This window comes from Gordonia sp. YY1, from assembly GCF_009872315.1.
GTDB lineage: Bacteria > Actinomycetota > Actinomycetes > Mycobacteriales > Mycobacteriaceae > Gordonia > Gordonia amicalis.
In genome coordinates, this window is the sequence record NZ_WXYI01000001.1 from 273,137 (window position 1) to 295,373 (window position 22,237).

At 68.2% G+C, this 22,237-nt stretch carries 21 protein-coding genes; 14 read left to right on the forward strand and 7 right to left on the reverse strand.

The window, feature by feature from the left end:
• Positions 1–146: 146 nt before the first annotated feature.
• The 3 genes from BPODLACK_RS01280 to groL all read right to left on the reverse strand — a co-directional run bounded on the left by BPODLACK_RS01280 (position 147) and on the right by groL (position 3,556).
• Positions 147–1,088 carry an MSMEG_6728 family protein gene (locus BPODLACK_RS01280; protein WP_159404543.1) on the reverse strand — a complete coding sequence of 314 codons (942 nt, stop codon included), beginning with the start codon at positions 1,086–1,088 and terminating at the stop codon, positions 147–149.
• 40 nt (positions 1,089–1,128) lie between these two features.
• Positions 1,129–1,773, reverse strand: coding sequence for a DsbA family oxidoreductase (locus tag BPODLACK_RS01285; protein ID WP_159404544.1), 645 nt, complete (start codon positions 1,771–1,773; stop codon positions 1,129–1,131).
• Between the two features lie 157 nt (positions 1,774–1,930).
• Positions 1,931–3,556 carry a chaperonin GroEL gene (gene groL / locus BPODLACK_RS01290; protein WP_006436843.1) on the reverse strand — a complete coding sequence of 542 codons (1,626 nt, stop codon included), beginning with the start codon at positions 3,554–3,556 and terminating at the stop codon, positions 1,931–1,933.
• Between the two features lie 235 nt (positions 3,557–3,791).
• Between groL and BPODLACK_RS01295 the strand changes: the two genes are divergently transcribed.
• From BPODLACK_RS01295 to BPODLACK_RS01320, 6 genes are all read left to right on the forward strand, one after another.
• On the forward strand, positions 3,792–4,700 hold the full coding sequence (locus tag BPODLACK_RS01295; protein ID WP_159404545.1) for a TIGR03621 family F420-dependent LLM class oxidoreductase: 909 nt from the start codon (positions 3,792–3,794) through the stop codon (positions 4,698–4,700).
• Positions 4,701–4,763: 63 nt separating this feature from the next.
• On the forward strand, positions 4,764–5,399 hold the full coding sequence (locus BPODLACK_RS01300; protein ID WP_159404546.1) for a DUF4178 domain-containing protein: 636 nt from the start codon (positions 4,764–4,766) through the stop codon (positions 5,397–5,399).
• 22 nt (positions 5,400–5,421) lie between these two features.
• Positions 5,422–5,967 carry a DUF2617 family protein gene (locus BPODLACK_RS01305; RefSeq protein ID WP_159404547.1) on the forward strand — a complete coding sequence of 182 codons (546 nt, stop codon included), beginning with the start codon at positions 5,422–5,424 and terminating at the stop codon, positions 5,965–5,967.
• Positions 5,964–6,518, forward strand: a complete 555-nt coding sequence (locus BPODLACK_RS01310; RefSeq protein ID WP_159404548.1) for a DUF4247 domain-containing protein — start codon at positions 5,964–5,966, stop codon at positions 6,516–6,518. Before BPODLACK_RS01305 ends, BPODLACK_RS01310 begins: the two co-directional genes overlap by 4 nt.
• Before the next feature lie 69 nt (positions 6,519–6,587).
• Positions 6,588–7,013, forward strand: a complete 426-nt coding sequence (locus BPODLACK_RS01315; protein WP_159404549.1) for a DUF350 domain-containing protein — start codon at positions 6,588–6,590, stop codon at positions 7,011–7,013.
• Positions 7,014–7,026: 13 nt separating this feature from the next.
• Positions 7,027–8,592, forward strand: coding sequence for a polyamine aminopropyltransferase (locus BPODLACK_RS01320; protein WP_159404550.1), 1,566 nt, complete (start codon positions 7,027–7,029; stop codon positions 8,590–8,592).
• Here BPODLACK_RS01320 and BPODLACK_RS01325 read toward each other — a convergent pair.
• Positions 8,586–9,536 carry an SDR family NAD(P)-dependent oxidoreductase gene (locus BPODLACK_RS01325; RefSeq protein WP_159404551.1) on the reverse strand — a complete coding sequence of 317 codons (951 nt, stop codon included), beginning with the start codon at positions 9,534–9,536 and terminating at the stop codon, positions 8,586–8,588. The two genes, BPODLACK_RS01320 and BPODLACK_RS01325, sit on opposite strands and share 7 nt — an antisense overlap.
• Positions 9,537–9,612: 76 nt before the next feature.
• Here BPODLACK_RS01325 and BPODLACK_RS01330 point away from each other — a divergent pair, with 76 nt between their 5' ends.
• The 7 genes from BPODLACK_RS01330 to BPODLACK_RS01360 all read left to right on the forward strand — a co-directional run bounded on the left by BPODLACK_RS01330 (position 9,613) and on the right by BPODLACK_RS01360 (position 16,702).
• Complete coding sequence (locus BPODLACK_RS01330) at positions 9,613–10,218, forward strand: TetR/AcrR family transcriptional regulator (protein WP_159404552.1); 606 nt, start codon at positions 9,613–9,615, stop codon at positions 10,216–10,218.
• A 6-nt stretch (positions 10,219–10,224) separates the two neighbouring features.
• Positions 10,225–11,478, forward strand: a complete 1,254-nt coding sequence (locus tag BPODLACK_RS01335) for a sensor histidine kinase (protein ID WP_159404553.1) — start codon at positions 10,225–10,227, stop codon at positions 11,476–11,478.
• 69 nt (positions 11,479–11,547) lie between these two features.
• Positions 11,548–12,366, forward strand: a complete 819-nt coding sequence (locus tag BPODLACK_RS01340; RefSeq protein ID WP_159404554.1) for a LytR/AlgR family response regulator transcription factor — start codon at positions 11,548–11,550, stop codon at positions 12,364–12,366.
• The gene (locus BPODLACK_RS01345; protein WP_159404555.1) at positions 12,359–12,748 is read left to right on the forward strand and encodes a hypothetical protein; all 390 of its coding nucleotides are present in this window, start codon (positions 12,359–12,361) and stop codon (positions 12,746–12,748) included. Before BPODLACK_RS01340 ends, BPODLACK_RS01345 begins: the two co-directional genes overlap by 8 nt.
• Entirely contained in the window at positions 12,745–14,532 is a 1,788-nt protein-coding gene (locus BPODLACK_RS01350; RefSeq protein WP_159404556.1) for a sodium/solute symporter, read from the forward strand. The genes BPODLACK_RS01345 and BPODLACK_RS01350 overlap by 4 nt, the downstream gene beginning before the upstream one ends.
• Positions 14,533–14,702: 170 nt before the next feature.
• Positions 14,703–15,062 (forward strand): DUF485 domain-containing protein, encoded by a 360-nt coding sequence (locus tag BPODLACK_RS01355; RefSeq protein ID WP_006436856.1) that lies wholly within the window; start codon positions 14,703–14,705, stop codon positions 15,060–15,062.
• On the forward strand, positions 15,059–16,702 hold the full coding sequence (locus BPODLACK_RS01360; protein WP_159404557.1) for a solute symporter family protein: 1,644 nt from the start codon (positions 15,059–15,061) through the stop codon (positions 16,700–16,702). The genes BPODLACK_RS01355 and BPODLACK_RS01360 overlap by 4 nt, the downstream gene beginning before the upstream one ends.
• An 85-nt stretch (positions 16,703–16,787) precedes the next feature.
• On the opposite strand, the gene BPODLACK_RS01365 is transcribed toward BPODLACK_RS01360, so the two are convergent.
• The 3 genes from BPODLACK_RS01365 to BPODLACK_RS01375 form a co-directional block, all read right to left on the reverse strand.
• Positions 16,788–18,620 (reverse strand): outer membrane protein assembly factor BamB family protein, encoded by a 1,833-nt coding sequence (locus tag BPODLACK_RS01365; protein WP_159404558.1) that lies wholly within the window; start codon positions 18,618–18,620, stop codon positions 16,788–16,790.
• Between the two features lie 209 nt (positions 18,621–18,829).
• Entirely contained in the window at positions 18,830–20,242 is a 1,413-nt protein-coding gene (locus BPODLACK_RS01370; protein ID WP_159404559.1) for an amidase, read from the reverse strand.
• Positions 20,239–20,880, reverse strand: coding sequence for a TetR/AcrR family transcriptional regulator (locus tag BPODLACK_RS01375; RefSeq protein WP_159404560.1), 642 nt, complete (start codon positions 20,878–20,880; stop codon positions 20,239–20,241). The genes BPODLACK_RS01370 and BPODLACK_RS01375 overlap by 4 nt, the downstream gene beginning before the upstream one ends.
• A 90-nt stretch (positions 20,881–20,970) precedes the next feature.
• On the opposite strand from BPODLACK_RS01375, the gene BPODLACK_RS01380 reads away from it, so the two are divergent.
• Entirely contained in the window at positions 20,971–22,233 is a 1,263-nt protein-coding gene (locus tag BPODLACK_RS01380; RefSeq protein ID WP_159404561.1) for an MFS transporter, read from the forward strand.
• Positions 22,234–22,237 lie beyond the last annotated feature (4 nt).

The window sequence follows — 22,237 nt, forward strand, 5'->3', positions numbered from 1 at the left end:
AAGAGGAATCGATCCGGATACGTCGGACGATACTCAACATCGTGGGATGCGTCCGCTTTATGTCGGAGACGAGACACGAATTGGGGGGTCGACCACCACGTAATAGCGTTCTGCAATCATCGGTTCGCTATGACAAGCCACCGAATTCACCCACACGGGCCACGCTTCCCGATCCCGTCCGGCCATGCGGTCTCTACCGGCACCGGGAACATCGTCCGCGGGTTCTGCAGGAGTGCGGGTGGCAACACGGACGCACGTGCCAATGTCCCGGTCCACCGGACGCGCCGTCGATGCGGTGCGAGAGTCTTTCCCCGCCTGGTGAATTCGTAGTCACCCTCGATCTCCCCGAGCCGAAGGATCTCGGGGTCGTCGGGATCGACGACCGCCACCTCGTCACCGGGGGTCAGGTCGTCGACGAACGACGCGAGGACGCGGAGGTCCTTGCCCGGCCGTCGTCCCGGGCTGCACTCCTTGAGCAGGGCGCGCAGACCATCGGCGGTCGCCATCGCGGCGTCGGCGTCGATGCCGGACTCCGCGCCGAGACCGACGATGTCGCGGCGGCGGAATTCGTCGTACTGCTCCGTCGACGAGGCCCGGATGATCCATACCGTTCGCCCCCGGTCGTCCGGGTCGGGGACCGTCGCGGGAGGTCCCGGCCAGAAGTACGGGAGGTCATCGGGGACGTCGCCGAATTCGCCGACGTAGAAGTCCGGGTCCTTGCGCAGCAACGCCGAACGGTGGCTGCGATGAAGACGGTCGTCGCCCAGCCACGGAGGCATGAGACCGGCGTCGGCGAGATCCGACTGGGACACGCCCACCGCCTCGGGAGCGAACTCGGCGATCATCGCGGCCGTGGTGTCCGCGCGTCCCCCACGTAGCCAGACGTCGACGAACGCGAGGCCGTAGGAGACGAGGGCGGCAGTGTGCCCACGCCACATGGTGACCGCCGGATGGTTGCCCCAGCCGTAGTCGTACAGCTCGAGTGCACGCAGGATTTGCAGTGTCTCCACGCGCTGCTTGCCGAGCCGCGCGGGGTCGAGGGCCTCGGCGGATCGCCGGAAGTCCGGGTACGGCAGGAACGTCTGCATCACGCAGCCTTACCCGCGGAGCCCGGCGGTCCACACACGATCAGTCCGCGTGGACCTTTTCCAGGACCTGGGTGAAGGTCTCGGCGGGCTGAGCGCCGGACACCCCGTACTTGCCGTTGAAAACGTAGAACGGAACGCCGCTGATCCCGTAGGCCCGCGCCTGGTCGATGTCCGCGGCGACCGCGTCGGCATGGTCACCGGACTCCAGAGCGGCCAGCACCGCGTCGCGGTCCAGCCCGACCTCGGCGGCCAGGTCCGCGATCTCGGCGGGACGGCCGACGTGCCGGCCCTGCTCGAAGTACGCCCTGAACAGTCGTTCCGCCAGCTCGAGCTGGCGCCCGTGGGCTCGCGCGAAGTGCAGCGCCTCATGGGCCTTCAGGGTCTTGGTGTGCTGGAGGCGGTCGAAGTCGTAGTCGAGCCCGGCGTCGGCCGCGATCCCGCGGACCTGCTCGAGCATCCCCTCGACCTGCGCGGCGGGCATCCCCTTGTGCCGCACGAGGAAGTCGATCTCCGAGCCCTCGAAGTCGACGGGCGTGTCGGGGGCGAGTTCGAAGCTGCGATAGGTCACCTCGACGTCGTCGCGGCCCGCGAACCCGGCGAGACCCGCCTCGAAGCGCCGCTTCCCGATGAAGCACCAGGGACACGCGATGTCGGACCAGATGTCGACTGTGATGGGAGAGGCCATGCCGTCTTCAACTCCCTTCGACCGCGCCGCATTCCGGGCGCTCCCGGCAGGTTCGGAGAAAGCGGTTGAGAGACAACAGAACCGGCCCACTCCCGAAGGAGTGGACCGGTCCCGTTGAGATGTCAGAGCGTGTCGCTCCGAGGTGGAGAGCTCAGGCTCAGAAGCCCATGCCGCCCATCTCGTCGCCACCCGGCATCGCCGGAGCAGCGTTCTTCTCGGGCTTGTCGGCGACGACGGCCTCGGTGGTAAGGAACAGAGCCGCGATCGAGGCTGCGTTCTGCAGCGCCGAGCGGGTGACCTTCACCGGGTCGTTGATGCCGGCAGCCAGCAGGTCCTCGTACTCACCGGTGGCGGCGTTGAGGCCGGTGCCGGTGGGCGAGTTCAGGACCTTGTCGGCGACGACACCCGGCTCGAGGCCGGCGTTGACGGCGATCTGCTTGGCCGGAGCCGAGAGCGCGACGCGGACGATGTTGGCGCCGGTGGCCTCGTCACCCTCGAGCGAGAGAGCGTCGATGGCCGGCTCCGACTGCAGCAGGGCCACGCCACCACCGGCGACGATGCCCTCTTCGACGGCAGCCTTGGCGTTGCGCACAGCGTCTTCGATGCGGTGCTTGCGCTCCTTGAGCTCGACCTCGGTGGCCGCGCCCGCCTTGATGACCGCAACACCGCCGGCCAGCTTGGCCAGACGCTCCTGCAGCTTCTCACGGTCGTAGTCGGAGTCGCTGTTCTCGATCTCGCCACGGATCTGGGCCACGCGACCGGCGATGGCGTCGGGATCGCCCGCGCCCTCGACGATGGTGGTCTCGTCCTTGGTGACGACGACCTTGCGGGCGGTGCCGAGCAGCTCGACGCCGGCGCTCTCGAGCGAGAGACCGACCTCTTCGCTGATGACCTCGCCACCGGTGAGGATGGCGATGTCGGCCAGCATGGCCTTGCGGCGGTCACCGAAGCCCGGAGCCTTGACGGCGACGGACTTGAAGGTGCCCTTGAGCTTGTTGACGACCAGGGTCGAGAGGGCTTCGCCCTCGACGTCCTCGGCGATGATCAGCAGCGGCTTGCCGGCCTGGATGACCTTCTCCAGCAGCGGCAGCAGGTCCTTGATGGTCGAGACCTTGCCCGAGACCAGCAGGATGTACGGGTCGTCGAGGACGGCTTCCTGACGGTCGGCGTCGGTGACGAAGTAGCCCGAGATGTAGCCCTTGTCGAAGCGCATGCCCTCGGTGAGCTCGAGCTGCAGGCCGAAGGTGTTGGACTCCTCGACCGTGATGACGCCTTCCTTGCCGACCTTGTCCATCGCCTCGGCGATGAGCTCGCCGATCGAGGGGTCGCCGGCCGAGATACCGGCGGTGGCAGCGATCTGCTCCTTGGTCTCGACCTCCTTGGCGCTCTTCAGCAGCGACTCGGTGACGGCCTCGACGGCCTTCTCGATGCCGCGCTTCAGACCCAGCGGGTTGGCGCCGGCAGCGACGTTGCGCAGACCCTCACGGACGAGAGCCTGGGCCAGCACGGTGGCGGTGGTGGTGCCGTCGCCCGCGACGTCGTCGGTCTTCTTGGCGACTTCCTTGACCAGCTCGGCGCCGATCTTCTCGTAGGGATCCTCCAGCTCGATCTCCTTGGCGATGGAAACACCATCGTTGGTGATCGTGGGGGCGCCCCACTTCTTCTCCAGAACGACGTTGCGACCCTTGGGTCCCAACGTCACCTTGACGGCGTCGGCGAGGCTGTTGAGGCCCCGCTCGAGGCCGCGACGGGCCTCTTCGTCGAACGCGATTTGCTTGGCCATGGGTAAGTGATCCTCCGAAGGGGGTGACACTAGGTTCGTATGGCCGGACTCGGTGCCCGCGACGGACGACCGGTGTGTCATTCGGTACCGATCTCACCGTCCCGACCTGGCACTCACAGCTCGCGAGTGCCAACGTCCGTTTTAGCACTCGCCCCTGCCGAGTGCAAGGTTGCGGCGGGCCCGACGCCACCGCATTCACCCGGCCGGCCGTCGCGGCCCCCGTTAGGTTGTGGACATGTCTCTCGCGTCCAGGGCGTTCCGGTTCGGGGTCAACATGCTCGCGGTGGACAGCGGCGCGTCGTGGCAGCGACGAGCGCAGCACGTCGAGGAGCTCGGCTTCGATGTCCTGCTGGTCCCCGATCACCTGGGCATCCCGAGCCCCTGGCCTGCACTCGCGACGGCTGCCGCCGCGACCGAGAGCCTCCGGGTGGGCCCTTTCGTCCTCAACGCCGCGTTCACCAACCCCACACTGCTCGCACGCGACGTCGCGACCGTCGACCAACTGTCCCACGGTCGCGTCGAGCTCGGATTGGGCACCGGCTACGTCAAGGAGGAGTTCGAGTCGGCGGGAATCGAATTCCTGCCGGCGGGTCGCCGGGTCGACCATCTGGGCGACACCGTGGCGCGGACGATGTCGCTGCTGGCCGACCCCGACCACACCCCGCGTCCGGTGCAGGAGCGCGTACCGCTGCTCCTCGGAGGGAACGGCGACCGCGTGCTCCGGATGGCCGCCGAGCACGCCGACATCGTCGGGTTCACCGCGGCACGCACGGGTCGCAACGGCGACCTCGAGCCGCTGTCGGCGGACGACTTCGCCGAACGCGTCGCATTCGCCCGTGCCGCGGCCGGTGACCGCGCCGGGACCATCGAGTGGAACCTGCTGATGCAGATCGTCGTGGTCACCGACGACGCGACCGGCGTCGCCGAGGAGAACATCGAGAAGTGGGAACTGTCGATGAGTCCACAGGAGTTTCTCGATCTGCCGTCGATCCTCATCGGCACCGCCGCCGACATCGCCGACCGGCTCGTCGAACTCCGCGAGACCACCGGGATCAGTTACCTCACGGTCCTCGAACCGGTGCTCGAGCAGTTCGCCCCGGTTATCGAGCTCCTACGCGGCGTCGACGCGCGGGCGGAGTGGTAGCGGCGTCATTCGGCTCGCCGAAGCGGGCTGACGGTCTCCCGGGATCCGGATAGGGTCGGCGGAGTGGAGTTCCTGCTGATCATCGTCGTGGCACTGCTCGCGATCATCGCGGTGGTCGTCATCTTCAACTTCCTGGGCAACCGCCGGGCCCGGCAGGCCGAGGCCGACGCCCTGCGCGACCGCACCTACCGGCCCGGGGACCCGTTCTCCTCGGCCGACGACGACTCGGTCTACGGCGATCCGCGTCAGCTGAAGCCCGGGGACCTCGTCGAGCTGCGCGGAGAGACCTACGCGGTCCGCGGCACGCTGCGGCTCACCCAGGAGGGCTACACCTGGACCGAGAACTTCCTCGACACCGGGCTCGGAACCAAGGCGTGGATCTCGGTCGAGGACGATCCCGACCTGGAGGTCGTGCTGTGGCACGAACTGTCCGGCGTCGTCTCCGAGCCCGGGCCCGACACGGTCGAGGTCGACGGCCGTCGCTATCACTCCGAGGAGGCCGGCAACGCCCGGTTCACCTCGGCGGGCACGACCGGGGTCGCGACATCCGGCCGGATGGCGTACCACGACTATCAGGCGGGCGAGGACCGCTTGTCCTTCGAGAACTACGGCAGCGGGTGGGAATGCGCGCGCGGCGAACTCCTCACCCGGGCCGAGTACCGGATCTTCCCCGGCAACCCCACCGATCAGACCCCCTGAGCGACGAAGGACTGCGAGACACATGTCAGAACAGCCCGGCGAACTCAGTGCATCCGTCACCCGGCTCCCCGTCGCGTACGCCGACACGAGTGCCGCTCAGCTCGGCTTCTCGCTCGACGCCCCGCTGCAGGAGCCCCTGGCCCGGGAGGACGGGGAGATCGACGGCATCACGGTGTCGGTCCGCCTGCTCGGTGCCAGCCACCAGGTCGTCGTCGACGACGGCGCGCAACGCATCTGCGAGACCGTCGCATGTCTGCCCGAGGTGACCTCGGCCCTGCCGGAGAGCCTCCAGGACAGCGGCTACCTCTTCAGCTCCCGGGTCGAACGAGCCGACGCCGACCGATTGGCCGCGCTCGTCGAGCAACTCGGCGTCCGCGTCACCGAACAGATGGCGGCGGGTAATCCGAGCCTGATGGGCGTCTTTCCCGGGGATCCCCACGCGGTGACCGCCATCGTCTCCGAGCTGTCGGCGGACTCGATCTCGTGGCACACCTGGCACACCTACCCGCAGGCCGGTGAGGTGGTCATCACGACCAGCGTGATCCACCGCGGGGCGGCAACCGCATGACCTACCCGCCGCCCGGCAACCACCCACCGTCCCCGGACGAACCGGCGCCCGATCCGCGCCGCCGTCTCAACCGGATCCGCAACATCATCATCGGCGTCATCGTGGTGATCACGATCTTCGCGTTGGTCGGCGCGTGCGGCGCCCGAGCCCTGCGCGGCGGCGGACTGGGCGGTTCGGCACGCGATCACATCGCGCAGAACTACGAGCGCAACACCGGCCTCGACGAAGGGGATGTGGACGCCTACGTGGCCGAGGGCACGCCCGCCGAGGTGGCCGACGAGATCCGCGACGCCGAGCGCCCCACCGACCAGCGCGCCGGTGCCTCCGGAACGGGCAATGTCGCGGGCACCCAGTTCCTCCAGTACCCCGACTACCTGGTCGCCCTGTTCCCGTACGCCGCCAACCAGACCCGTGTGATGCTGAGCCGCGACTACCGGTCGGGCTACAACCGGTACCACAACTACGTCGGCGCCTTCTGGGTCCCGACGCCCGGATATTCCGGCAGCGGGAGCAGCAACCGCGGCGGCGGCAGTGGAGGTGGCGGCAAATGACTGCCCTTCAGAGTTCTCGCGATCGATCCCCCCAGACCGAAACCACGGCCCGACCCCACGGAGACGACCATGCTCGCTGACATGACCGAGAACGCCTACGCCGCAGGTGCCTACGCGGGTGTCGGAGTGATCCTGATGATCGTGTCCTTCGCGATCGTCGACCTGTTGACCCCGGGCAAGCTGCGTCAACAGGTCTGGTCCGAACGCAACCGCAATGCCGGAATCCTGGTCGGCGCCAACCTCTTCGCGGTCGCGATCATCGTGACCGCCGCCATCGTGGCCAGCGAGGGCCGCCTGCTCGAGGGACTCACCTACACGGTGGTCTACTCGGCGATCGGCCTGGTCGTGATGGGGGTGACCTTCCTGGTCATCGACGCGCTCACCCCCGGCAAACTCGGCGAGATCCTCGTGCAGCCGGAAAGCCATCCGGCGGTGTGGGTGCAGGCCATCGCGCACATCGGGGTGGCCATCATCATCGCCGCTTCCATCCTGTGACGACCGTCTTCCTGTGACACTCACGGACACCACGACCGAACCGCTCTCCGCGCGACCACGCTTCGCCCGCTCCGCACTGCTGGCCGTGGTGTTCGTCTGCGCCGCCTGCGGTCTGGTGTACGAGCTGGCGCTGGTCTCCCTGGGTTCCTTCCTGATCGGCAACACCGCGACACAGGCGTCGATCGTCCTCGCGGTGATGGTGTTCGCGATGGGTGTCGGCTCACTCGCCGCGAAGCCGCTGCAACCCCATTCGGTCACCTCGTTCGCGGTCATCGAGTTGCTGCTCGCACTTCTGGGTGGCCTGTCGGTGATGGCGCTCTACGCCGCATTCGCCTACCTGGAGCTCTACACGCCCGCCCTCATCGTGGTGGCGTTCGTCCTCGGCGTCCTCATCGGGGCCGAGATCCCACTGTTGATGGTGCTGCTGCAGCGGATTCGACGCCAGGAACCGGGCGCCGCCGTCGCGGACATGTTCGCCGTCGACTACATCGGCGCACTGATCGGCGGCCTCTGCTTCCCGTTCCTGTTGCTGCCGTTGTTCGGCCAGCTGCGGGGCGCGCTCGTGGTGGGACTGGTCAATGCCGCGGCCGGCTGCTTCCTGGTCTTCGTCATCTTCCGGAAGTCGTTGAGCCGCAGCCACCTCGTCCTGCTGTCCGCCGGAGCGCTGGCGGTGGTCGCGGCGCTCGTGGCCGGCCTGCTGTTGTCGGCCCGGTTCGAGGTGACGGCGCGGCAGGCGCTCTACCGCGACCCGATCGTCGCGGCCGCCCGCAGCGCCTACCAGGACATCGTGATCACCGAGAAGTCCACCGGCGCAGGTCCCGACACCCGCCTCTACCTCAACGGCGATCTGCAGTTCTCCTCGATCGACGAGCACCGCTATCACGAGGCGCTCGTCCATCCGGCGATGTCGGGTGCGCACTCGTCGGTGCTCGTACTCGGCGGCGGGGACGGCCTCGCGCTGCGCGAGGTACTCCGATATCCCGATGCGCGGGACGTGACGCTCGTCGAACTCGACCCGGAGATGATCCGCCTCGCCCGGACAGACCCGCGCCTGACATCCCTCAACCGGGGCTCGATGACCGACCGGCGGGCAGAGGTGGTGACCGCGGACGCGTTCACCTGGTTGCGCCAGACCGGCCGCCGCTTCGACGTGGTCATCGTCGACATGCCCGATCCGGACGACTCCGCCACCGCGAAGCTGTACTCCACCGAGTTCTACGCCCTCGTCCGAGCGCACCTGGCCGACAACGGCCGCGTCGTGGTGCAGGCGGGCTCGCCGTACTTCGCACCGAAGTCGTTCTGGTGCATCGCCTCCACCATGCGCGAGGCCGGACTTCCGGCGACGCCGTACCACGTCGACGTGCCGGCCTTCGGCGACTGGGGTTTTCACCTCGCGGGCACCCGAGGACCCATCAGCCCGACGGTGAACGCGCCTGGACCACTACGTTTCCTGAGTGCAGAACAGTTGACGGCAGCCACTGTCTTCCCCCTCGATCGGCAGCCACTCGACCTTCCGCCGTCGACTCTGATGGACCCGCGCATCCTGCGGTACGCACAGGGCGAGTGGGCCACCTACTGAACGTTGCCGAGCGTGACGCGCTTCGCCTCGAGGAACTCCCACAGTTCGAGTTCCCTTGCGCGGTCGTAACTCTCGGCCGATGATGAAGCGACTCGTCCGCGGTCGAGGTAGGCCCCCGATTCCGCGGACGGCGTGCCGAGGATCGCATCGCCGAGACGCCGTCCCGCGACCGGAACCCGGTCGAGAAGTCCCATCAGCGCGAAGACCGGAAGCATCCGGCGGTTCGCGAAGCGCTCCACCACCCCGGCGTCCCGTGCGAGATCCGTCCCCGGCACGTAAGCCGGGTTGTAGGAGACGATCTCGACGCCGTCGGGCAATCGGCGCGACCACTCGTGGACGAGGTGGACGGCCGCGAGTTTGCTCGTCGAGTACGCGGTTCGCCCGGACGCGGGGAGCGCGCCGCCGAAGGCGCCCGGCCGCGCCAGTTGCGCCGGAGACATCCACCGCGGCGCGGGGACCATTCCGAGGTTGTGCCTCAGATCCCCGAAATGCGTGTCGCTCACGGTGATCGTGATCCGTGAGCCGCGGATGAAGCGGTCGGCCAGATCGCCGATCAGCAGATGGTCGGCGAGCACGTTCACCGCGAACGTCGCCTCGAGACCGTCCGCAGTCGTGTGCTGGTCGTCGACGAACTGGATGCCGGCATTGCCGGCGAGGCCTCGGAGCGGCGGCAGCGTCGCGTCGTCGAGTAACCGCCCGATGATCGCGGCGGCCGAACGCGTGCTGCGCATGTCGGCGAGGTCGGCGTCGACGATGGTCAGTCGGTCGCCGACGTCACCGAAGTCATCGGCGAATCCGGTCGGCCCGCCGCCGCGGGCGAGGAGGACGAGATGGCAGTCGGGCACTTCCGCCAGGACGTGCCGTGCGGCGACGCGCCCGATACCGCGGGTCGCCCCGGTCATCACGAGCGTCCAGGGGTTCGAGTCGATCTGCGTCGAGTCCATCGCGGCTCCCATTTCAGTTGACATTGTCAACTCAAGACAAGCCCTCTCGGTTGACGATGTCAACTATGGTGTGGGCATGCCCACCCGAGCCGAGAGCGCGGCCCAGACGCGCGAGGCGCTCCTCGATGCCGCCGCAGCGCTCCTCGACATCGGAGGCCCAGACGCGGTCACGCTGCGCGAGGTCGGCAACGGCGCGGGCGTTTCACGGTCGGCCCCCTACCGGCACTTCGCCGACAAGGACGCACTGCTCGCCGCGCTGGCGAGCCAGGCGTGGGAGGTCGTCGCCGGCGGGCTCGACGCCATCGTCGCCGACGCCGGACTCGACCCCGAGGACGCACTCCGCACCGCTCTGCGCGCCCTGTCCGACCTCGGCGTCGGACGCCCGCACCTGTATCGCCTCATGTTCGCGACCCCTGCGGGCGCACCCGCCATCCCGGCGGCCGCCCGAGCCCAGGACGGCCTGATGAACCTGGTGGGTCGCGTCATCGGCCCCGACGCCGAGCGGGATGCGGCCCGTCACCACGCCGCACTGTTGCTGGCGACGGCACACGGCGTCACCGAACTCGACATCCACGGCCACCTGCCGCCGGAGAAGTGGCACGCCGACCGCTACCGCCTCATCGACCTCGCCGTGTCGACCACCGCGGCCTCGCGCGGCACGGCGACCGGCATCCGGAGCTGAGGCGCCATGTCGAGCGAAGTCGCGATCGTCGGGTCGGTCCTGCTGCTGATCATGGTCCTCGGTCTCGTCGTGCTGGTCCGGACGCGCCGCCAGGTCACCACACCCACCGAACGCGCGGTGCACATGGCGTTGCACACCGCGTCGCTGGCGGCGCGATCGCTGCGCACCGGGCTCTCCGAGGACTCGGCGCGCGAAGCTCTCCCCCACCTGCGCACACTGACCTCGGCAGAGGCCGTCGCCCTGTTCGACGACGAGCCGCGGCGCCTCGCCCACGACCCGGACGACGACGCGATCTGGGATCCCGACATGCTGCGCGAGGCCGACCGTGCCGCCGCGTCCGCGACCGGTGATCAGCGTCGTGTCCTGATGTCCGACCCGTGCGGCGCGGAGTCACCGGTGCGGGCCCTCATCGCGCAGCCACTCGTCGCCAGTGAGGTCAACCTGGGTGTCCTCGTCGTCGCCACGACCCGTCGTCCGGGTCCGGGCATGCTCGGTGCCGTCGCCGAGGTCGCCCGCTACGTGTCGAGCCAGATCGAGTTGGCCGAACTCGATGCGTCCCGCGCCCGCCTCGACCGGGCCGAGGTGCTCGCGCTGCGCGCACAGATCAGCCCGCACTTCATCTACAACGCCCTCAACACGATCGCCTCGTTCGTCCGCACCGACCCCGACCGCGCCCGTGAACTCGTGCTCGACTTCGCCGACTTCACCCGCTACTCGTTCCGCGCGAGCGGCGAATACACCGTCCTGGCGGACGAATTGCGCAACATCGACCGCTACCTCACCCTCGAGCGGGCCCGGTTCGGCAACTCACTCGACGTGCGACTCCACGTCGCGCCGGAGGTCCTGAACGTCGTCGTACCGTTCCTCGCACTGCAGCCGCTGGTGGAGAACGCGGTCCGTCACGGACTCGCGTCGAAGGGCGGCGGCACCATCAAGATCACCGCGGCCGACGAGGGCACCGACTGCGTCATCACCGTCGAGGACGACGGCGTCGGCATGGACCCCGAACTCCTGCGCAGCGGTGCGCTCGACGCGTTGGACCACAGCGACGGCGCCCATGTCGGGCTCACCAACGTCGATCATCGTCTCCGGGCCGCCTTCGGCAACGACTACGGACTGGTGGTCGAGACGGCCGTCGGCGCGGGCACCAAGGTGGGCATGCGGGTACCGAAGTTCCGGGCCGGCATCCGGGCCCAGAAGCCCGTTCGCCGGGTCTCGAGCGAGTCGCCGCCAGACGTTGCCGGCGGTTCCGATCTGTGATGCGGACCACGCGGTACGATCCTCGTGTCCGTCGTCGGACGTCAGGCGCAGTCGGTCGGGAGGTGATGGATGTCCGGGCTGGTGGTGCTCGCCGTCGACGACGAATCCCCGGCTCTCGACGAACTCCGTTACCTCCTGGACCGGCAGGATGATGTCGCCGAGGTCCACACCGCAACGGATGCGACCGGCGCGCTCCGCGAACTCAACTCCCGCCGGGTCGACGCGATCTTCCTCGACATCAACATGCCGGGACTGTCGGGACTCGAACTCGCCGGCGTCCTCGCCAAGTACGCGCAGCCCCCGGTGATCGTGTTCGTCACCGCTCACGAGGACAAGGCGGTCGACGCCTTCGAGGTCGGCGCCATCGACTATCTGCTGAAACCGCTCCGCGAGGAACGACTCGCCCAGGCGATCGCACGCGTCCGCGCCGGCCTCGACGCCCGTACTCAGCCCGCCGAGACGACTCCCACCCCCGCCACCCAGGGTGAGCCGCGCGCCGCCTCTGACGACGTGATCCCGGTCGAGATGAGTGGGGTGACCTCGCTGGTCCGGCGTGATTCGATCTCCTGGGTCGAAGCGGTCGGCGATTACGCCCGACTCCACGCCGAGTCCGGCGCCCACCTGGTCCGAATCCCGCTGTCGACCCTCGAATCACGCTGGCAGGACAAGGGATTCGCACGTGTCCACCGTTCCTACCTGGTGGCCTTGCCCATGGTCACCGGACTGCGGAGCAGCGGCAGCGGGACACTCGTCAGCATCCGCGCGAACGGGGCATCGGAGGCGGTGGAACTCCCGGTCAGCCGTCGTCAGGTCCGCGACCTGAAGGACCGGCTCATCCGGGACCCGTTGCGCCAGTACCGCTCCCCCACCGGTCGCGGCGATGTCTGAGAACCCTCCGCAGCGTGAACGGGTGGTCCTCGCGTCGCGGCGGGGCGCCCGGATGGTCCGCACCCGCGTGGAGGTCCAGGAGCAGACCGAGGTCGGCGACGCGCTGGTGCGCGGGCTGATGCGGGCTCAGCTCGGGCTGGCGTTGCGCCTCGGCGGGAGCCTCCTCGTCGTCGTGGTGGCGATTCCCCTCCTCGCCGTGCTGTTCCCGAGCGTGGCCGAGACGACGATCTTCGGTATCCGGATCACCTGGATCGTGCTCGGACTCCTCGCCTATCCCGTGCTGTACCTGACCGGGCTCCTGTACGTGCGACTGGCCGAACACGCCGAACGCGACTTCATGAACCTCGTCGACGACGACCCCGGCGATCCGGACGGGCCGTGACCGGCGTCGACGTGCTGACCGCGGTGGGACTGTTCGCCGCGGCGATCGCGACGATCGCGGTCGGGGCGTGGGGCGGCCGGTTCTCCCGGACCACGTCGGATTTCCTGGTGGCCTCACGTACCGTCGGCCCGCGCTGGAACGCCGCTGCCGTATCGGGTGAATACCTCTCGGCGGCATCGTTTCTCGGTGTGGCCGGTCTCGTCGCGAAGTACGGGGCCGACGCGCTGTGGTACCCCGTGGGTTTCACCGCCGGATACCTCGGACTGTTGCTGTTCGTCGCTGCACCGTTGCGTCGTTCCGGCGCCTACACCGTGCCCGACTTCGCCGAGTTCCGGCTCTCCTCCTCCACCGTGCGCAAGACCGCGATGGTGGTCGTGGTCGTCGTCTGCGTGCTGTACCTCATCCCCCAGTTCCAGGGCGCGGGACTCACCCTCAACATCCTGCTCGGCGCGCCGGTGTGGACCGGAGCGGTCGGCGTCGGACTCATCGTGATCGTGAACGTCGTCGGTGGCGGGATGCGATCGATCACCTTCGTGCAGGCATTCCAGTACTGGCTCAAGCTGACCGCGATCGCGATCCCCGCCCTGGTGCTCATCGGGGTCTTCGCCAACGATCCGGCACGCGTGGGTGAGCCCGCGCCACCCCGGGTCACGACCGCCACCACCGTCGACGTCACGACCGACGTGTCGGTCACCGTCGCCGAGACCAGAGGCGTACGCGTCACCGGCACACTCGACGGCGCTCCCGTGGTCGACGCGCCGATCCCGGCCCCGGGCGGTCACGTCATCTCCGCCGGCTCGGTGATCGAACTCGATGCCGGGGCGGCCACCCCGGTGGTCGCGGGAGCCCCGGTGCACGGCAACGATTGGGTCACCCCCGGCGGCGGTTTCGGCGACCGCCATCCGCTGTTCCAGGTGCTCTCCCTGATCCTCGCCACCTTCCTCGGCGTGATGGGCCTGCCGCACGTGCTCGTGCGCTTCTACACCAACCCGGACGGCCGCACGGCCCGTCGAACGGCGCTCGCGGCGATCGCCCTGCTGTCGCTGTTCTATCTGTTCCCCGTCCTGCTCGGGGTGTTCGCGCGCCTCTACGTACCCGAACTGCTGATCACCGGCACCTCCGACGCCGCAGTCCTGCTCCTTCCGAGCGCGGCGGTCGGCGGTCTGGCCGGACAGATCCTCGCGGCCCTGGTGGCAGCCGGCGCCATCGCAGCCTTCCTCGCCACGTCGTCGGGCCTGTTGGTGTCCGTGGCCGGCGCGCTGGCGACGGACGTCCTCCGCGGACGCGTCCGCGACTTCCGCATCGCAGCGGTCATCGGCGGGGCGATCCCGATCGCTCTCTCGCTGGCGGCGGGATCCCTCGAACTGTCCCGGACCGTCGGGCTGGTGTTCGCGGTCGCGGCGTCGACGCTGTGTCCGTTGCTCGTGCTGGGGATCTGGTGGCGGGGTCTCACCGCAACCGGTGCGATCGCCGGTCTGGTGGTCGGCGGGTTGTCGTCGGGTTCGGCGGCGTCGCTCGCCATCGCCGGGGTGATCGACGACGACGTCCTCGGCGGATGGGCGGCCGCGCTGGCCGGTTATCCGGGTGCCGTCACCGTGCCGCTCGCTTTCGGCACGATGGTGCTGGTCAGCCTCGCCACCCGACGACGGCTGCCCGGCGACCTCGCACGGACGTTCGCACGCATGCACGTTCCCGAACGCGTCGGGATGGGCGTGGACCGTCTACCCGGTCGGACCGTCGACACGCCGCTCGCCGATCGGCAGACGGACCGCGGCGACGCCTGACCGTTCACCGTTCGTCGGATTTGAACGACCGTCCGTCGCACAGACGACGACCTTCGGCGTGTGACCCACGCCACCTGATTGCGGTGTGATCTGAGCCTCAATCAGGCTGTCTCCGAAGAGCCATCACAGTGGGGCTCCACCACCGTGGCCCCATCACCTTGGAGGACAGTGTGTCGAACATCGACCAACCAGCAGCGGCACCACCGCATGCGCCGACGGGCGAGCAGTTCATCGAGATGCAGAACAGCCCTCAGTTCCAGGAACTGAAGGCACGGCTGCGCAAGTTCATCTTCCCGATGACCGCGTTCTTCCTGATCTGGTACGCGGTCTACGTGCTCCTCGGCGCTTTCGCGCATGACTTCATGTCGATTCAGGTCTGGGGCAACATCAATGTCGGCCTGATCCTCGGACTCTTGCAGTTCGTGACCACGTTCGTCATCACCGGCCTGTATGTGCGCTTCGCGAACCGCGAACTCGACCCGCGCGCCGAGGCCATCCGCAACGAGATGGAAGGCGGTCCGTCGCTGTGAACAGCTCCGTACACACCACCACGCTCGCCGCCACCGTCGGCAGTCCGGCCGCCAACATCGCGATCTTCGCCGCGTTCGTGGCGATCACGATGTACATCGTCATCCGGGCGAGCAAGAACAACAACTCCGCCGCGGACTTCTTCACCGGTGGCCGTGGCTTCTCCGGACCGCAGAACGGGATCGCCATCGCCGGCGACTACCTGTCGGCGGCCAGCTTCCTCGGTATCGCCGGTGCCATCGCGGTCTACGGCTACGACGGCTTCCTCTACTCCATCGGCTTCCTCGTCGCCTGGCTGGTGGCTCTGCTGCTCGTCGCCGAATTGCTGCGCAACACCGGCAAGTTCACGATGGCCGACGTCCTCAGCTTCCGCCTGAAGCAGCGGCCGGTCCGTCTCGCGGCGGCCATCTCGACCTTGGCCGTCTCGCTGTTCTACCTGCTCGCCCAGATGGCCGGTGCCGGTGGCCTCGTCGCCCTGCTCCTCGACATCGAGGGCCGCGTGGGACAGTCGATCGTGATCGCCGTGGTCGGCGCGCTGATGATCGTCTACGTCCTCATCGGCGGCATGAAGGGCACCACCTGGGTGCAGATCATCAAGGCGGTACTGCTCATCAGCGGTGCGGCGATCATGACCTTCATCGTCCTCGCCAAATTCGGCATGAACCTGTCGTCGATCCTCGGCTCGGCCCAGGACGCCATCTCCGGCTCGGCGAGCGAAAAGGTGGCCGCCCGTGACGTTCTCGCGCCCGGCGCCCAGTACGGCGGTTCGCTGGAATCGAAGATCAACTTCCTCTCGCTGGCCATCGCGCTGGTCCTCGGCACCGCGGGCCTGCCGCACGTGCTGATGCGTTTCTACACCGTGCCGACCGCGAAAGAGGCTCGTAAGTCGGTGGTCTGGGCGATCGCGCTCATCGGCGCCTTCTACCTGTTCACCTTGGTCCTGGGTTACGGCGCAGCCGCTCTGGTCGGTCCGGACAAGATCCTCGCCGCCGCCGGCGGACAGAATGCGGCGGCACCGCTGCTGGCGTTCGAGATCGGCGGCGTGGTGCTCCTCGGCATCATCTCGGCGGTCGCCTTCGCCACGATCCTCGCCGTCGTCGCCGGTCTGGCGATCACCGCGTCGGCGTCCTTCGCCCATGACATCTACGCGTCGGTCATCAAGCGCAACAGGGTGAGTGAGGACGACCAGGTTCGCGTCTCGCGCTACACCGTCGTCGTGCTCGGCGTGCTCGGCATCATCCTGGGCATCCTGGCCAACGGGCAGAACATCGCCTTCCTCGTGGCACTGGCCTTCGCCATCGCCGCGGCGGCGAACCTGCCGACGATCGTGTACTCGCTCTACTGGAAGCGGTTCAACACCCGCGGCGCACTGTGGAGCATGTACGGCGGCCTGATCTCCACGATCGTGCTGATCGTCTTCTCGCCGGCCGTCTCCGGTTCGTCGACCGCGATGATCCCCGGCGCCGACTTCGCCTGGTTCCCGCTGGCCAACCCCGGCATCGTCTCGATCCCGCTCGCCTTCGTCCTCGGCATCATCGGCACGCTGACCAGCCCGGCGGACACCGGCACGCCCGAGCGCAATGCGGAGATGGAGGTTCGCTCGCTCACCGGCATCGGCGCGGAGAAGGCAGTGCAGCACTAGCCTTTCCGGCAGACCCACCCCTTTTCGGCAGAATCACCACCCTCCGAGGTGGTGATTTTGCCGATCAGGGGTGGGTTTGTCAGCGTCATCGGAGCGCGAGGACGTCGACCCTCTCGGTGTCCCGCGGTTCGCGATCATCACGCACACACGTCGCCAGCACCGAACCCGGGACCACGAGAACCCCTCCCGCGTCCTCGCCGCACGGTGATGGTCGTCGAGTCACCTGACCGGCGGGGTCGACGATCGCGAGCCATCGGTCCCAACTCCGAAATCCGGAGTCTCCGACACTCATTCCCACGATGTCCTCGCCCACCCGCGACCATCGCTGAGTCGGGATGACGGCCTCGGTCTCTCCGAGGTAGTGGACCACCCCCGGGATTTCGCGCCTCAGACCAGTGCCTAGATCCACGAGCAGCGTTCCCCCGGGGACGCCGTGCACGTCGTATCGGAGGGGAACGATCGGGCCGGGTAGAAGCAGGTCTCGGTCCATCAGCCCGAACCGGCTGTAGTCCCTCTCGGCGTCCGGTACGACTTCCACCGAACGAGTTGTCACATCGACGATCACCGACTGGCGAGGCCGAAAGTCGTCATGCGCGTACATGTGAACAACGACCCGATCTCCGTAACTTCCCTGCAACGAGGTCATGACGAAATCGCCGTTCCGCAGTCCTGGTATCTCCGGCAGGTCAATCGTGCTCTGCTTTCCCGATTTCACGTCGAACAGGGTCACCGCGGCCGCACGAGTCCTGGCGTCGAGGGACCCCGACTCGCAGTGGTTCAGCATGACGAGCGCGGTGTTCGTCGATGTCACATTCCCGTCTAAGTACCGACATTTCGTCACCGTCGACCACAGAAGGTCCCCGGAATACAGATCGAGGACCCCGAACTCGGCGGGCGCCTCAGACCGGGAACTGACCACCGCAACCGACGATTCAGGCGTGGCGACGCTGGTCCTGGGTTCCATTTGCGCACGCCTGGTCCACCGGACCGTCCCAGTTGACGCGTCGATCGCAATCACGTGTCCGCGATGGAGTTCGTCGGCACAAGTGATGAGAACCGTGCTCCTCTCCCCGATGCCCGATGACCAGATCGCCTCGGGATCACATCCGCCGGCCAGTGCCGTCGAGGGCACCACCCATCGAACTCGGCCGGTCGCACCGTCGTAACCGACGATCTCGCGGTCGAACCGAATGACGAAACCCGCACCTGCCGCGACGACATCGGACTGTGATTCGATTGTCGCCCACTGCACCGCGCTCTCGCCGACCGTCGTCGGCAGCGCCGGAGCCGCAACCTCGGACGCTGTCCGGTACCCGGCGGGAGGTGTGGAGGCGGTCAACTGCAGGCCGAAAGCAAGGACAACGACCACCACCACAACGGCCGGCGCCCAGGAGATGGTCCGAGGTGACAACCTGCCCGACGACAACGCCGCCCCGACCACCAGGACAGCGAAAGCCACTGCGACGACTACAACCGCAGCCCTCGCCAACGCCACCGAGGTCGAACTGTCGGTACCGTGAAGCGCATGACGCGCCGACGCCGTCACGGCACCGGACATCACGGCGACGATCGCAATGCACGCACACGCGAGAAGCCAAGCCGCGCAGCCGACGACTCGCTTTCCTCGGACCGCGACAACGACGAGGACCACCAGGCTCATCGCGCCGAGAAAGACACCCGCCAACGCAGAGCCGAGGAACACGAGGGCCGGCCCCGTGTCGACTCCGAGAACACCGGTCTCCGCGAGCCTGATCACCGCGTACAGGCTCAATCCGACGGCTCCGACGGCAAATCCGACGGACACAGCGAGCATCCCGAGACCCCAGGCATTGCGGCCTCGACGAGGCTTGGTGCTGCCGTCCGGTGCGTCGACAGCCGTCGGTTCGACCTTCCGCAGCGACTCGTCGTTCGTCGTCATGCTCCCCCTCGACCCACTTCCGCGCATCAGCGACGTCCGGACCCTACCGCAGACGAGGCCGACGAACGTGGACCGATTCACAGCCGGCGGCACACCCACCAAGGGGCGGCAGGAATTCCCGCCGGCGTGTCTCCTACCCGCTCATCAGATCCGATAAGCGCGAGGGAGACGATGTGGCGGGAGGGAAATCCACAGGCGGGAACCGACGCTCAGTCGTCCTGAATCCGCGCGAACGGGCGGGCCGCCTCGAGCTCGAAAGCCAACTCCAGCAGCGTGCGCTCATCGCCGAGGTCGGCCGAGAACTGGATTCCGACCGGCAGCCCCGACGTCGACTGCCCCAGCGGCAGACTGATGGCCGGGGTTCCCGACGTGTTGTTGGCGGGCGTGAACGCGACATAGCGGGTCAGACGATCCATCGCCTCGGCGAAATCGACACCCGGGTCGAGGTATCCGATCTCCGGAGGCAGGTGCGCGAGGGTCGGCGACAGGATCACGTCGAACTGGTCGTGCAGCGAGCGGAACGCGGCCGTGGAGCGACGGAGTCCGCGGATCGACGACGGCATGCGATAGAAGTGACGCAACGCGTTCCGCGACAGGCCGCGCGTGAACGAGTCCAGCTTCTTGCGGTCGAACCCCTTGTCGTGCAGTCGCTTACCGGTACGGTCCAGCGCGAACGCCAACAGCGACCAGTAGTCGATGAACTGCCGGATGTAGGCGCGGTCGACGGGCAACGGCACCATTTCCGTTCGGTGACCGAGGGATTCGACGAGCTCGGCGACATCGGTGACGCACCGCTGGGTATCGCGATCGAGCAGCTGGCCGGTGATCGGTTCGGTGATCAGCGCGATCCGCAGACGCTTGGTGCCGGGTCCCTCGACGAGGCCCACCGGCGGCAGGCCGGGCGCCGGACGGAAACCCTGGGAGTCGTCGAGGAAGCGTGCGGTGTCGCGCACCGAGCGGCTCACGATCCCGTTGCACACGAGATCGATCGGGGCGTCCTCGGTCTGCTTCGCCGGCGCGGTGCGACCCCGAGTCGGTTTGAGACCCACCAGACCGCATGCGGCAGCGGGGATTCGGATCGAACCGCCACCGTCGTTGGCATGCGCTATCGGCAGGGCACCCGCGGCCACGAGCGCAGCGGACCCGCCCGACGAGCCCCCGGCGGAGTGGTCGGTGTCCCAGGGATTGCGCGTCGGCTCGCGGTCGACATACTCCGTCGTGGCGGTCAACCCGAAGGCCGGCATGTTCGACGCGCCGACGAAGTTGACGCCCGTCGCCAGGAACTGGTTGGTGAACGCCTCGTTCGCCACGGCCGGGTTCGGAGCGACCGCCGCCGAACCATGACATGTGGGGAGACCCGCGAAGTCGGTGTTGTTCTTGATGATCGACGGCACCCCGCCGAACGACCCGAGCGGGAAGTCGTTGTCGACGGCACGCTTCCGGGCCCGTTCGCGGTCGTCGAAGGCGATCGCGTTCAGCTGCGGATTGACCGCGTCGATCCTGGCGAGGGCCGCTTCGACCGCCTCGGCTGCCGAGATCTCCCGGGAGGCGATTGCTGCGGCGATGCCGACCGCGTCCAGATCACCCAGTGCGTCGTCTCGGAACGCATGAACCTTCTTCATGCCCGGACCCTATCGCCCGAGAGCGGGTCCCCGGGGCGGCTGGAGAACATCGAGACGACATCGTCGATCAACTCGGCGACATACGCATCGTCGACGGCCAGGCCGAACACCGCGTGGTGGTAGAGCGGCGCGATCACGTGGTCGAGCAGCTGCCGCACCGACGGCGCCGACTCGCCACGCGCGCGGCCCCGCGCGATCATCTCCTCCGCCTGCTCACGGCGGATCTCCCAGCACGGGCACACCTCGACGACGTCGTCGCGGGCCGCGACCATCGCCCGCAGGTACGCCCGGCGCTTGGGCCGGCCGATGTCGGCGGCTATGACGCGCGCCCACTCCGCGACGTCCTCGCGCAGCACTCCGGTGTCGGGAAGCGGCTCGCCCTGCGTCAGGGCGGCGACCGCCACCTCACCCAGGAGCACGTCGATCGACCCCCACCTGCGGTAAATGCTGGTCGGGTTGACTCCGGCGAGGTCGGCGACCTCGGGAATGGTCATCGTGTCGCGTTGTCCGGCGCCGACGAGCTGGCCGACCGCGGCATAGACCGCCGACTGCACCCGCGCACTCCGGCCACCGGGCCGCCTCGCGCGCGGCGCCGCATCCGCGGAGTCCGTCCGCGACGTTGCGCTTCCCATAGCCATGCGACCATTATTGCAAATTGAATTGCTTTTGGAAGCGATCCCCGCCTATCGTCATGCTTAATGCAACTGCGTTTGCGTTAAGGAGACGAGATGGCACCCCTACATCCCCACCGCGCGTTCTGGCTGATCGCGGCCACCTACGTGATGGTCCTCTTCGCCTCCGCCGCCCCGTCGCCGCTCTACCCGATCTACCAGGAGCTCTGGGGGTTCTCGTCGCTGACGCTGACCCTGGTCTTCGCGGTGTACGTGGTCACGATGCTGATGAGCCTGCTGACGGTCGGATCGCTGTCCGATCACATCGGCCGACGCCCGGTGCTCGCCGTCGCGCTCGTCGTGCTGATCGCCAGCATGGTGCTGTTCGTCGCGGCCCAGGACGTGGGCACGCTCCTCGCCGCCCGCGCACTCCAGGGCCTGGCCACCGGCGCGGCGATGGGCACCCTCACCGCGACCACCGTCGACCTCCAGCCCACCGCGCGCCTCGGCTCGACGATCATCGGCGCCGCACCGGCGTTCGGGCTCGCCGCCGGCGTCGGTGTCGCCGGCCTGCTCGTCGAGTACGCGCCCGCGCCGCGAATCCTGGTCTACGAGATCATTCTCGGCTTCTTCGCGATGCTTCTCGCCGCTCTGCTCATCATCCCCGAGACGCGCGAGCGCGAGGGTTTCCGCTCACGGCGCCACCTCGCGGTCACCCTCGCCCCCCAGGTTCGCGTGCCCCGTGAGGTACGCCCCGTGTTCTTCGCCGCGGTGCCCACCCTGGTGGCCACCTGGTCCCTCGGCGGGCTATACCTGTCGCTCGGATCATCCGTTGTCGCACGGGTCTTCGGCGTCACCAACCACGGTGCGGCCGGACTCATCCTCTTCACGTTCTTCGCCAGCGCGACCATCACGTCCCTGGTCATCACGGGACGGCCGTCGACGGTCAAGCAGGCCGTCGGCTACCCGACCCTCGCCGCGGGCGTGCTGATCTCGCTGTCCGGCGTGCTGACCGAGGCCCTGCCGCTCTACATCCTCGGTTCGATCGTGGCCGGGTCCGGATGGGCGGCGACCTTCCTCAGCGCGATGGACAACATCACCGCCGCAACACCGCCCGCCCAGCGCGGGCAGGTCTTCTCGTCGGTGTTCGTCGCGAGCTACCTCGCGTTCAGCGTGCCGGCGGTGATCGCGGGGGTCGTCGTGTCCCACATCGGTCTTCGCGCGACGATCATCGGCTATGTCGGCTACGTCCTGGTGGTCGCACTGTTCGGCGCGGTACTCGCTCTCCTCATGCGTCGTGCCGCCACGAGAGCCGACCGCGCCATCGCCACGATCGGCGACGCCGGCCCACGACAACCGGTGGCGGCCGGCGAACCCTGACCGG